The sequence below is a fragment of the Candidatus Omnitrophota bacterium genome (genome assembly GCA_014728045.1).
Lineage (GTDB): Bacteria > Omnitrophota > Gorgyraeia > Tantalellales > Tantalellaceae > WJMH01.
On the sequence record WJMH01000015.1, the window covers coordinates 67,098 to 79,589 of the forward strand.

At 51.2% G+C, this 12,492-nt stretch carries 14 protein-coding genes; 1 reads left to right on the forward strand and 13 read right to left on the reverse strand.

All coding sequences use genetic code 11. The features are described 5' to 3' along the window. Positions 1-61: 61 nt before the first annotated feature. From GF409_05440 to GF409_05460, 5 genes are all read right to left on the reverse strand, one after another. A complete protein-coding gene (locus tag GF409_05440; GenBank protein ID MBD3426654.1) occupies positions 62-3,937 on the reverse strand; it encodes a hypothetical protein in 3,876 nt (1,291 codons plus the stop codon). 166 nt (positions 3,938-4,103) lie between these two features. Beyond that, positions 4,104-5,432, reverse strand: a complete 1,329-nt coding sequence (locus tag GF409_05445) for a radical SAM protein (protein MBD3426655.1) — start codon at positions 5,430-5,432, stop codon at positions 4,104-4,106. Next, positions 5,429-5,977, reverse strand: coding sequence for a phosphatase PAP2 family protein (locus GF409_05450; protein ID MBD3426656.1), 549 nt, complete (start codon positions 5,975-5,977; stop codon positions 5,429-5,431). The genes GF409_05445 and GF409_05450 overlap by 4 nt, the downstream gene beginning before the upstream one ends. Beyond that, a complete protein-coding gene (locus GF409_05455; GenBank protein MBD3426657.1) occupies positions 5,974-6,423 on the reverse strand; it encodes a TIGR00725 family protein in 450 nt (149 codons plus the stop codon). Before GF409_05455 ends, GF409_05450 begins: the two co-directional genes overlap by 4 nt. 26 nt (positions 6,424-6,449) lie before the next feature. Next, positions 6,450-7,379 carry an alpha/beta fold hydrolase gene (locus GF409_05460; GenBank protein MBD3426658.1) on the reverse strand — a complete coding sequence of 310 codons (930 nt, stop codon included), beginning with the start codon at positions 7,377-7,379 and terminating at the stop codon, positions 6,450-6,452. Between GF409_05460 and GF409_05465 the strand changes: the two genes are divergently transcribed. Next, a complete protein-coding gene (locus GF409_05465; protein ID MBD3426659.1) occupies positions 7,364-8,200 on the forward strand; it encodes a glycosyltransferase in 837 nt (278 codons plus the stop codon). The two genes, GF409_05460 and GF409_05465, sit on opposite strands and share 16 nt — an antisense overlap. A 73-nt stretch (positions 8,201-8,273) precedes the next feature. Here the strand turns inward: GF409_05465 and GF409_05470 are convergent, their stop codons facing one another. The 8 genes from GF409_05470 to GF409_05505 form a co-directional block, all read right to left on the reverse strand. Further along, a complete protein-coding gene (locus GF409_05470; GenBank protein MBD3426660.1) occupies positions 8,274-9,245 on the reverse strand; it encodes a class II fructose-1,6-bisphosphate aldolase in 972 nt (323 codons plus the stop codon). Positions 9,246-9,397: 152 nt separating this feature from the next. Next, complete coding sequence (locus GF409_05475) at positions 9,398-10,141, reverse strand: hypothetical protein (protein MBD3426661.1); 744 nt, start codon at positions 10,139-10,141, stop codon at positions 9,398-9,400. A 52-nt stretch (positions 10,142-10,193) separates the two neighbouring features. Next, positions 10,194-10,535 carry a cupin domain-containing protein gene (locus GF409_05480; GenBank protein MBD3426662.1) on the reverse strand — a complete coding sequence of 114 codons (342 nt, stop codon included), beginning with the start codon at positions 10,533-10,535 and terminating at the stop codon, positions 10,194-10,196. 15 nt (positions 10,536-10,550) lie between these two features. Beyond that, positions 10,551-10,976 carry an Rrf2 family transcriptional regulator gene (locus GF409_05485; protein MBD3426663.1) on the reverse strand — a complete coding sequence of 142 codons (426 nt, stop codon included), beginning with the start codon at positions 10,974-10,976 and terminating at the stop codon, positions 10,551-10,553. 25 nt (positions 10,977-11,001) lie between these two features. Then, entirely contained in the window at positions 11,002-11,430 is a 429-nt protein-coding gene (locus tag GF409_05490; GenBank protein MBD3426664.1) for a hypothetical protein, read from the reverse strand. A 10-nt stretch (positions 11,431-11,440) separates the two neighbouring features. Further along, positions 11,441-12,073 carry an N-glycosylase/DNA lyase gene (locus GF409_05495; protein ID MBD3426665.1) on the reverse strand — a complete coding sequence of 211 codons (633 nt, stop codon included), beginning with the start codon at positions 12,071-12,073 and terminating at the stop codon, positions 11,441-11,443. Beyond that, positions 12,070-12,258 (reverse strand): hypothetical protein, encoded by a 189-nt coding sequence (locus GF409_05500; GenBank protein ID MBD3426666.1) that lies wholly within the window; start codon positions 12,256-12,258, stop codon positions 12,070-12,072. Before GF409_05500 ends, GF409_05495 begins: the two co-directional genes overlap by 4 nt. Further along, complete coding sequence (locus GF409_05505) at positions 12,248-12,490, reverse strand: hypothetical protein (protein MBD3426667.1); 243 nt, start codon at positions 12,488-12,490, stop codon at positions 12,248-12,250. The genes GF409_05500 and GF409_05505 overlap by 11 nt, the downstream gene beginning before the upstream one ends. Positions 12,491-12,492 lie beyond the last annotated feature (2 nt).

The following is a 12,492-nucleotide window of genomic DNA, read 5'->3' on the forward strand; positions in this document are numbered from 1 at the left end:
TTACACCTCTAAAAATCCATTTTCAAACCAATTGAGCTTACTTTTTTAAACTTTAACTGCATCAGGCCCTTGCCAGCATAAGCTTGATATTCTCCATTATATCCCTGAGTCTTTCTATCCCAAGGCTGGTAGCATCCGGGATAAGACGCAGCACCATGGCTGACCTTGTCTCCCCGAAAAGCAGATCGCGTTCGATCATGCTAAGCTCATCATAAGAAATAACATTGGGGATCGTCCTGTAGCATTCCATCAATGTTTGCCTGTCCCATCCCAGATGTCTGCCAATGGCAAAAAGCATGGTTTCAAGTACCGGCAGGTAAGCACCTTCCGGAAGGTCCGAAGAATCTATACCGGCAAGAGTAGCCCTGCCCTCGAACCTGTCGTAATACTCCAGGTTATTCTTGCTTGTTAGAACTATCAGGTTCTCCGGATCCACCGAGCCTTTTTCCGGATCGGTGAGGCTCTCCACCCTCCTGGCAAGTATCCCGCCTTCGCCTTTTATTATCTCAAGGTCCCTGAAGAACCTCTCGAGATCCTTATTGTTCTTCTCAAGATCGGGAAGAACTTCCAGTATATCCCGCATGATGGAATTCACCCGGCCTTCGCCTATATCAAGATCCAGCGCGATCAGCACCTTTTTCTCTTTTCCGGAAAAAGCGAAAAGCGAATTCACTATCTCGTTTATAACCCTTGATGCGTTCCGGATGATGGAGGCGGCAAGGGATCTGCTTGAAGCCTTCTGTTTCTCCTCGGCCCTGCGGATCTTGCCATACTCAACGGGATAGGCGTATCTGGCAAGTTCCAAAGCCCTCCGGGATGTCTCCGGGCCGGAAAAACACATTGAAAGAACCGACTGCTTTACGGACTTAAAATCCCCTCTATATGCCTGGTCCAGTATCCGCTGCACCTCTTCGGGGAAAATATGCGACCTGATCCTGTCGATATGCGCGTCAACCAGATCCCGGAAACGTTCGTGAATATTACCGTTTACCAGCCGGACCACGTCATTTGCCTCCGGATCGTCCCTGAGACCGGTATCGATGGTCTCGAGGGCGGTACTGACAAGATCGGTATTCAGCACGTAACGGCCGAGGAATTCATCAAGCTGCACGTTTTCAAGCCTGTCCATATTGACCTTGCCCACAACCAGGTCTTCCCTGTAAAAAGCACCGATCTGCTCTTTCATGTCCAGGTATATCTTTTCCAGCTCTTTGTCGGTTATCCCGTATCCATTCGTGCTGGCGCTGGACGCCGTCACCAGATAGAACGCCATGGCAAGTTTTCTCTTCATCAACGCGTTGGAACCGATCAGGAAGAACTTTGTCTGGGTGCCCCCGGTCGCGGGGTCGTCCCCGCCAAGGCGTTTTCCCGTCCATGGGTCTATGGCGTAACCCTTTCTTCCGGCGGCTATCCAGGGCTTGCCGGGGACTTCTCCCGACGAGGTCCTGCTTACCGGGCGGGCGCCTGCGAAATACATAAGAGAAAAAAGAAACAAACCTTCGCGCATATGGTCACCGGATACGGTTATCCCGAAATCCCTTGCATCTATTATGCGCATGTTCTCGAGCTGGCCGGCGAACAGGAGCATGACCGGATACGGGGCGGGCGGGAGCCTTATGATCCTTTCACCGTTATTCTTCAGCACGGACCTATCCAGCTCATGTGGCGTCCTGGTCCGGGATATGTAATTGACAAGCTTGGCCCTGAGGCTGTGCTCGGCGTCCACAGCCGACAGAAGCTCCCTGCCGGACCTGTGATAATCAAGCCCCATTGCCGGATAATCCTTCGAGATCTTTTCAAGAACCATTAGCCCGGGTATGACCTCTTCTTTCAATCTCGCGATAAATCTCTCTGAGATCTCTTCTTTTGAGGCGACTTCCTCCAGTAGCAACAGCTTCACGTATGCCTGCGCGCCTATTGAAAGAGCCGAAAGGTCCAGCAGGTCATATGTCTCATCCACAATCCGCATCAGATTTTGACCGTTCTCACAAAGACGCTGGTAAAGTGGCACATCCGGAGTGTTCGAAGAAAGCTCGGCTATGAGATCCCTCTCAGCTTTCCTGCAGAACTCAAGGGCCTCTTTTTCGTCCATATCCAGGCCGAACTGGCCGAAGTAACGCAATGTACCTTCGAGGTTCTCCCCGGCACAGGCTCGCGCAACGGATTCGGCGTGCCTTCTGCCTCTGAGACCGAATTTCCTGAAATTGACCGCGGTGGACCTGCCGTTGTGACGCGCGCAGGATAATGCTAAATTCAAAATGACCTCCTGGTGGTGTTCCTCATCAAATCCGAAATTCCGGAAATTCACGGCCACGCTCTCCGGGCTCTCGCGTGAGGCTATCTGCGCTATACCCGAGACCTCTCTGAGCTCCTTACGGGATGCGGTGGGGTCAAGACCGAACTGGTCGAAATACAGCGCTACGCCGTGTCCGTTCTGCATCGCCGAGAGCGTGGCGATCTTCACGGCGTGAGATCTCTCAACCAGGCCGAATCTTTTGTAATGCCGGGAAGTGCTCTCCCCGTCGCAGGAAGCGCAATGCTGTGCCAGGTCCAGGATGAGGTGCTCATGGTGTTCCGCATCAAATCCGAAATTCCGGAAATTCATGGCTGCATGACCGGCGGCGACATTTATGCATAAGAGCGCGATCTCATGGACTGTCTCCGGGTATCTGTACGGATCAAGGTTGAACTGGGAGAACGACTCAACAGTCTTCCTGGGAGACTGCCCCGCGCTCTTTAAGGCTAATCTGGCCCTGAGAGAAGCATATTCGTGCTGATCGATATCGATACCGAATGTGCTTTTGGTAACTTCCTTGATACGGGGGTACTCTCTCGCGATAAGTCCGCCCTCTGGCACCAACCCCATAACGAAACCTACCAGGTCATCATCCCTGCCCCTCTTGAAGAAAGATGCGTACATTCCGTCCATGCCGGATCTGCGCAGAAAAGCCACCATAAGATTTACGAATAAGTGCCATCCCATACTGAGCAGGAGCGCCCATGCAGGCTGCGAGGCCAGAACCGAAGCGAGCGCTATCCCGCCTGCGGCGGTCGCGAAAGGCGCTGCGAACACGCTAAAAGCTCTTTTAAGATCCAGTCTGGTTCTCTCTTGCGCAGACAAGTTATAAATGTGACCAGCGGTAAAGACGCTCCCGGCGAGGATCAGCCCACTATAAAAAAGGCCGATCATGAGCGGTGGTGCGACGCAGCCGAACTTCCTCAGAAAGATAAGAACACCAAGTGGTAACCCCACCTTCAAAAGCTCTTCAGCGACCGGCGCATGGAAAAAAGCGGAGTACCTCACCTTGAGCCTTGAAGCGACGAAGTCAAGAGAACTCGTATGAGGAGAGGTCCGGCCTTCTTCCTCCTGGGGCGGACTTCCAGGGACGTCCGGACCCGTACTTTCGCCGGGCTTCGGCGCGACCGACTCCCGTATAAGGCGTTCATCGCGCCCGTCATCCCCGTTCAGGATGATCTGCCGCGCAAGATACTCTCCTATCCTTTTCTGTTCTATCACCCTGCGTCCGGGGTTACTGCCTAGGGCATCTCTCAGCTTGGGATTGTAATAACGGATGATACACAGCCCGAGGTCGATAACAAACTCTCCTTCTTCGGCTTCGTCTTTTATAACCGGCAAAGCCTCAAGAATGCGCACCGAAGTTTCGAGTTGATTTATCGCCTCTTGCGCGCGGTCTTTCATCCTGAAAATATTCCGGTTAAGAGGATCTCTCTCGCAAGCGGCAAGAGTGCCGGTAAGGTAGGCCATCACTGCAGAAACTTGGCCGGCGGGATCACTGATCAGCGTTCTTGGCTGCAACTGGTCACGGTTTGTTATCAGACCAGGATCGGCCCAGACCATACCCTGCCAGAGCAGCAGGACGCTCAGAAGTATCGATACGCATCTTATCGGATATATGTATTTCCGCGTTTTTATCATAGTATCATTATGATCATTTAATACAACATTCATTACGCACAGGAAAATGACAAAGAATGCTTGTTATTACTTTTTTTTATCTTAACAGAGATAGTACTTTAGTACTATAACATTATAAAAGGTATAAATCAATGCTAAAGGTGCTTACTTTTTATTGTTTAACTCATCAGGCGGGTATATCGTGGGTATTCTTACCGGACAACAGCTTTGTATTAAGCTGCCTGGTGTATTCTTTGATCTTTTTGACCTGGCCCCATTCGGAGGCACAGAATGTGGGAAATATACTGTTATTCTGGTATAAAGGGTCCTTCTCATCAGCTGTAAAGCAGGGCGTCTTCGTTGAACCCGGTACGGGTGAATATTCACTCAATGATACTTTCGCTCCCAGCGAATGCACGAGGTCCACGCTCCGCTTAACGTCACTGATGCTGGTTCCCGGCATGCCCAGCATCAGGTATACCGTGTACCTGCCTTTTCGGTAACCTGCCTTCCGGAGAGAGCCTATCGCTTTTCTCAGCTCCTCTACCGTGACTTTGTTATGCCAGGAGCGGGCCTTGTCGGGATCGGCGATCTCAAGGCTCAAGGTTGGATTAACGAACCCCGCCTTTTTCATGAGATCCGCTTTCCTCTGCGACATGAACCTTGCGTGCAGTCCGTTGGGGGTATAGAACCTCGCATCAAGCCCCGAACTTGTTATCCTTTCCAGGTATTGGACCAGGTAATCTCCCGCGAACAGGAGTGCGTCGTCATAAAATGCGAAGTTCCTTATGCCTCTTTCATAAAGAGCGCTGAACTCGCTGATGGCCGCCTGTTCCTCTTTTAACATGAAAGAGGGACCTAAGCGCTTCTGGGCGCAATAGGCGCAATCAAAGGGGCACCCGAGGGACAGCCTGAGAACCGCATACGCACTCCTCGGGTACCAGTCATAATCAATGGTCTTATCAAGAAGGTTCTGGAAGGAAAGATCATACCCTCCGCCCAAAAGCTCAGAAAGCTTATCCAGTTCACTGTTTGATATAACAATGTCCGCGCCGCTATTTAAACGGGCGTGTTCGTATTCCAGCGTAGCATAAGTGCCTCCGAGCGCTATGGCAACTCCGGGGTATTCCATGCGCAGGAGTCTCACGGCCTCGAAAACCCCCGGATACCAGTACGTCATGCCCGAGGAAAGAAGGATTAGGTCTATATCCTCTTCCGGCAGCGCCCCCAGGAAAGCTTCCACGGAAAGGCCGTACCTTTTGTACTTTCTGGGTATCTTCTCCAGTATACCGGGCTTTTCTATTTCTTCCTCGCGGAACTTGCCCGTGCCATCCATATGATCCCTGGGTCTTTCATCAAGCCCCGGGTGATGCCTGTCGGTAGTATCCACCATGAAAAGACGCAGCCCTTTCTCTTTCAGGACCGCGGATATCTTCAAGAGCCCCCAGGGTTTAAGCCACAGGTCATAAGCCGCAAAATCATATATCCAGGGGTTTACAAGCAGGATATTCCTCATAAACGGCTCGTAGAGTAAGATTTTTTAATATGTTCGGAAATGCGCCTGAGGAAGTAGCCCAGAAAGATCCCCACGAACGCGCCGGCAATGACATCTGAGGGATAATGCACGCCAAGATACACCCTGGAGAACGCGGAAGCCGAAGCCAGTAGGTAAAAAAGCGCGGAAGAGCGCCTGAAGTTAGCCCCCAGTATATATGCGGCCATAAAGGCCATGGAAGCGTGAGCGGAAGGAAAGCTGAACCCACTGGTCGTGAAAAGCGTGTTAACCTCGGCCAGGGACATGAAAGGCCTGGGGCGGCCTATTATCATCTTAAGCAGGTAGACGGTCTGGTAGGTCAGGGTAACTCCCGCCATGAGGATCACACCGGTCATCTTTACATCCCTGCGCTTTACGAAAAGCATCAGTAATGCCACAACGAATATGATCCTGCCGCCTCCTATTTCTGTGATATACGGCATTACCATGTCAAGAAAAAGCGTCTTGCAGTCCCTGTTGATGAAGTAAAATACCGCCGTATCGATACTCTTTAAAAATTCCGTCATGCGCCTTCCCCCATTCTCTTTCTGATGGCTTTTTCAAGCTCTTCCACCGAATCCAGGCGGCAGACACCCTCGATATCCCATGTCCCGAAACCGTAGACCGGTATCTTAGCGTTAAGAGCGAAAGCTATCTCTGAAAGCGTGCCGTACCTTCCCGGAAGGGCCACCACCATATCGGGCGTGCCGGCGACCAGCGTGTTACGCGAGTAGCCCATGCCGGTGGCGATAACGATATCAACACACTTATTCGCCTCGGACTTATCCTCCCCGGGGATTATCCCCAAGGTAAGTCCGCCTTTTCCTTTCGCACCGCGGCAGGCAGCTTCCATGATGCCGCCGAGGCCCCCGCAGACAAGCACGGCGTCTTCTTCGGCTATTGTCTCTCCTATCTGCCGTGCCAGTTCTGCGATATCCCCGTCGCATTCATGCCCGCCGATGACCGAAACCATGAACCTTCTCATTATCTTCCTTTCTTTCATATACCATGTTTTTTCAAAAAAGAATCGATCCCATCCCTGAAATCCGGATCATCGTACAATGGGTCGTTATGCCCTCCCTCTACGGTCAGAAGTTCCTTCGGCGGAAGTGCTTTACTGAAAAGTCTTTCACCGTGGGAATAAGGCACGATCTCATCGGTTTTGCTGTACACGAAGAGCTTGGGGCATTTAACCAGGCCGATCTTGGAGGATGCGTCGAACTTCTGCGTTATGAATTTCCCCAGGGGCAGAAAAGGATATATCTCCCGGGCCATATCCGGCGTTGAAGTAAAAGCGCTGTTGGCAATAAGGATATCGGCATCCACCCCGACCGCCAGGTCGATGGCAACGTTCCCGCCGATGGATTTTCCGTATAGAACGATACGGTGCGCGCCGAGGTCTTTCTCTTTCGCAAGATAGCTGTATGCCCCCTCGGCGTCCAGGTACAGGCCCTCCTCGCTCGGGCTTCCCGAGCTTTTCCCGTACCCGCGATAATCGAATATGAAAACGTCAAGCCCCATCCGGTGGAACATCTGCATGATCCCCAACCTGTGGCTTATGTTGCCCGCGTTCCCGTGGCATATGAGGACCGCCGCCCTTGCGCTTCCCCGGGCGGGAATGAACCACCCGTTCAGGCTGACACCGTCAGCCGCGGTAAAATCCACCTCTTGGTAACTAAGACCGACGGACGCTGGAGTGGCATCCATCTGGCGTGTGGGAAAGTAGATATTGCTTCTTTCGAACCACTTTAAATAGAGGTAAAATAAAGCGGCCAGTATTATGGCAATGGCTATGTAATAGATGAATCTGCCTGCAGGAGACATTAAAACCTCTTTCCCTCCGTTACCGGCCAACCCGCCGGAAATAAACACTCGCTTTGCGATAACGCGTATTTTTATTATATAATAAAGGCATGATGAGACAAACATTCTTTTCGGTCATAATACCCACTTTCAACAGGCATGATCTGCTCAAAAAAGCCGTTGATTCGGTCCTGGATCAGACGTTCGGGGATTTGGAGCTGGTCATCGTCGATGACGGTTCAAGTGACGGTACCGAGCACCTCATACGCGGATACACCGACAGGCGCATAATTTATCTTCGGCAGGATAATGAAGGCGTTTCCCGCGCCCGCAACAGGGGCCTGGAACTGGCTGCCGGGCGTTATATCGCTTTTCTGGATTCGGACGACCGTTGGGTAAGCGAGAAGCTCAACAGAGCAGTCGACTACATTAACCGCTTCCCGGAAATAAAGATATTCCATACCGAAGAGATATGGTACCGCAAGGGAAAGCTTCTTAACCAGAAGAAAAAACACAAAAAACCCACCGGCAGTGTCTATCTCAAAGCCCTGCCTCTTTGCTGCATAAGCATTTCTACGGCGGTCATCGAAAGGGAGGTCTTCCGAAGGGTCGGGAATTTCGACGAGAACCTGGAAGCTTGTGAAGACTACGATTTCTGGCTGAGGGCCACCAGTATCTATCCCGTCAAACTCATACCAGAATATCTTACCGTCAAGGACGGGGGCAGACCGGACCAGCTTTCCTCGAGCGTATGGGGTCTGGACAGGTACAGGATAAGGGCCCTTGAAAAAATGCTGGATGCGGACGTGTTGTCTGATGCTTACCACGAGGCGACACTTGATGAACTTCGCGACAAGTGCAGGGTTTTTTCCGCAGGAGCGCTAAAGCGCGGCAATAAAGAAGCCGCCGGATATTACGCACGCCTTACTGAAAAATATGAAACCTGATAAAATAAGCTCGCAAAAAAAACAGGGGCGGACATGACCGTCCGCCCCTGTGTGATCTTGCCCTCCGGGCTACTTACGCCTTGCCCGCGCTTCCCAGGACGTTCTCATTCTTGTGCTTGTACATCTTGATGAGTTCGTCCCTGGCCGGACCGAGGTATTTCCTCGGATCGAACTCTTCCGGCTTGGTGGCTAGGACTTCGCGAACCTTGGCGGTCATGGCCAGCCTGCCGTCGGAATCAATGTTTATCTTACATACCGCCGACTGTGTAGCTTTTCTGAGCTGGTCTTCCGGAACACCGCAGGCGTTCTCCAGTTTACCGCCGTAACGGTTTATTATATCCACGTATTCGGGTATAACCGAACTGGCCCCGTGGAGCACTATCGGGAACCCGGGTATCCTCTTCTCCACCTCTTCAAGTATATCGAACCTGAGCGGTGGAACCTCTTCGCCTGGTTTTAGCTTGAATTTGTAAGCTCCGTGGGATGTGCCGATGGATATGGCCAGGCTGTCCACCCCGGTCTTTGCAACGAACTCCTCGACCTCCTCGGGTTTCGTGTAATGGCTCACCTCATGCTGTACTTCATCCTCTATCCCCGCCAGCACCCCGAGCTCCCCCTCTACCGAAACGCCGTGCTTATGGGCATAATCAACGACCTTCTTCGTCAACGTTATATTATCCTCGAATGAATGGGACGAGCCGTCTATCATGACCGAAGAAAAACCGGTCTCTATGCAGGATACGCATAATTCAAAGGAATCCCCGTGGTCCAGGTGCAGAGCGACAGGGATATTCGCCCCCGCTTCTTTAACAAGGTCCATCGCACCGTTCGCCAGGTGCCTCAGAAGCGTCTGGTTGGCGTACTTCCGGGCGCCGGAAGATACCTGTAGGATAACGGGCGAGGCGGTCTCTATACATGCAGTCATTATGGCCTGAAGCTGCTCCAGGTTATTGAAATTATAACCCGGAACGGCGTATTTGCCGTCAATTGCCTTTACATACATCTCTTTAGTGGGAGTTAGACCAAGATCCTTGTAGCTATGCATTTTTCATCACCTTTCCTTACCGTGTTAATTATGGTTGAACAAGAACAGATTTTAGAGGTTTATTTTATCAAGATTCTGCCTTATTACAAGAGAAAAATCAGGGTCAGGGCATCTTCAGAGGCCCTTGATGAGAGGATAATACCGCTTCAAGCTTAATGGACCTCTGCGGTCATCCTCCCCTTGAACGGGTTAGTCCGCATCGCCAGTGAAAATAGATACGGGTACGACTTCGAGAGGTGTCTCATATAATCTATCCATTCATATAAAAGCTGCCCGTACGCCCGTTCAACGTCCCCCGCCAGGTGTTCAAGATCGGTTTCCGGGACTTCGGCGAGATCATCCCTGTGCTGGAGTTCCTCCGCCAGATGGAAGACCGCCCAGAGAAGATCGGTGAACGAGTCATGTTCAAGAAGGTTCGGATTGGCCAGAAGGTTCATTAAAAGGTTCCTTTTACCGGATAAAAGGTCCCGAACCTCCACCAGTTCGCCGGCGTTAACCGAAAGGCTGAACCCGTGCTGGGAAACAAGTTTTTTCGCTGAGTCAAAATCCCCGTGTGTCCATTCCGAATCCGGTCTCAGCGCCTTCTTCAGAGCCTCCGAATCCCGGTCAAACCCGGAAAAGATCCTCAAAAGGTCTGTCCCCACGTCACTGAAGAAGGTGCCGATGAGCATGTTCATCTTGTTGAGCAGGTGCCTCTTCTCGCGTTTCTCCAGGAGATGGTGTATTATCAGCGTAACGAGCAGGACCTCCACCGGGACGAACGCGATATCCCCTAACAGGTATATGAAGATATGGTGGGCATCATGGAATATCCTGAAGTGGGTGTAATACAAGGCCGCTGAAAGCGCGATAAGAGCCAGCGCCATGCCGACCCGCCAGTTGAATATCCTTTTCATCTGAATGCCTCCGTATATATCGTTCTGTGGGCGTCCTTCAGTTACGGACGGTTCAATCGCCCCTGATCATAACAAGCATCATCTTGAGCCTGCTCGCTGCTTTTACTGAATGTGGCCTGTTGGCGGGCATGATTATGATCTGGCCTTTTTTAAGATCATGTTTTTCTGAAGATATGACCACTTCTCCGGTTCCTTCTATGACTCCTACCAGCGCGTCGAACGGAGCGGTATGTTCGCTCAGCCCCTCACCCGCTTCAAAAGCGAACACGCTGACCGTCCCTTCGGGCTTGTCTATAAGCGTACGGCTGACCACAGCTCCGGGCTGGTAGTCAATGACCTCCGCCAGATCGAGCGCTCTGGAGCTGAGAGGTTCTTTGTTATTATCTGATATCATTATTCCACCTCCTGGTCATACCTCGCCGGTAAAGTCCGGGCCTTTTTTAAGAAGCGACCTGATCGTGATACTTTTCATCTCACGGGTAATGATCCTTTCCAGCTCATCCAGCTTCTTTTTGAGGAAACAAGTCTCTATGAACTGGCATGTCTTGCCCTTGAAAAGGTGCTCGCTTATACTGAAGGGTCCCTGGAAGACCCTCATGACCGAGTAAACGCTGATCTTTTCAGGCGCAAGCGCCAGGGTAAACCCCCCGCCGCGCCCTTTTGAAGAATCAAGCAAACCCTCTTTATTGAGCTTCTGGAGTATCTTCCTCAGAAACGGCCTCTGCATGTCCAGCTTCCCCGTGAGGTCCCTTACCGAAAGCGTCTTCTCCCTCGCCCCGGCGATACAGCAGAGCGCGCGGATAGCATAATCTGTGTCTCTTGTTATCAGTTTCATGATATTTTGTGGCCATAACGCCTTATCAGCGCTTCTTGCCGCCGACCTTGTCGATTTCCCTGGAGACCACCTTCATGGTGCCGTCATCTTCTATCTCAACGTACACGCTGACCTTAAGCTGTTCATTGTTGTCAAGGTCCCGGAATATAGCGCTTGAATAGTAGTACTCTTTCTCCTCACCCTCGACCGTCACAAGGGTCTTGCTGACGCCCTTATTAAATTTAAGCACGTAAAGCCTTCTCTGGCGTTCTATCCTGGGATCGTATACTGTGAAAAAACCATTTTCCCGCTGTTCTGAGACAACACGGTCCCTTATGAAATCCTGGACCTTTTGGGGCACGGGCTCTGTCTCCTGCCGAGGGTAATATAATCTGTAATCCACCGCCAGAGCACCGCGCAGAAGCATGAGTGTCATAAATGCGACCACAGCAAAGAAAAAGGTCCTCTTGAGCATGTTCAGCCTCCTACTTGAATATTTCCCCGGTCTCCTCTGACCAGAACAATAGATCAAGTTCTTCCATTGGTATATCTATTTTTTGGGAGAACTTCCTCATCTTCTCCTCGATCCGGAGGTATCTGGCCCTTGATAGATTGGATGGGGCTTCTTCAACAACCCCGTACCTGATGAGGTTCCTGATTATGTGCACGTCCAGTATCGCAAGCCCCCTGCCGAATCCTATGTTCCTCAGGAAATGGCTCGCTTCCTTATATCCGAGACCCTTCACGTTCATCACGAGCCAGTCACGGGTCTTGAGTATATCGCCCGGGTCTATTTTATCCTTGATCCTGATAGAACCGTCGGTGGTGAAGAGCTTTCTAGCTCCGACTATGTACCTGGCCTTGTTATTCGGAAAGCGCACCGCCTCAAGGCCTTTTCTTATCTGTCGGACGGTGCCGGTAAAAAGGGTACCGCTCCTCTCAAGGCGCGAGACCGCCTTATCGCAGTATACCGCCCGTGACTGCGGGGTGCATATACAGAAACACAGCTCACTGAAGATCTTCTTTTCAGTTCCGTTCCATGTTTTCTTGAATTGCCTGAGCCGCCTTTTTATAAGGTCCTTTTTTCGCGCGTGGCCGGCGATGAGTTCTTTCATCATGAGACCAGTTCTATGAGTTTTTTGGCGATCTGGATGTGGCGTTTCTCGTCATCCCTTATTTCGGAAAGGGTCTGTTTAATCTTTTCATCGTCCACCTGTTCTATGTAATGGTCATAAAAACTCTTGGCCCTTTCTTCATAGCCCAGGATCTCCTCGAATTCCTTGCGCAGGTGATCAGTATTCATCACGCGAATCCTTTTCAATTTTGAGTAACAGCTCCTCGACCATTTCCCTGTGGCGGGAAGAGTCACGATGAAGTTGAGAGATAAGGCTATCTATCTTTCTGCGTTTCTCATCTTCGATGCCTTCGGTCTCACCGACGAGCACCTTGGTGAAATTAGTGAAGACCGTCACCATCCCTTCCTCTACGTAAATAAGCTCATGTAAGCCCGCAAGAAGCCTCTGTTTTGATATCATAT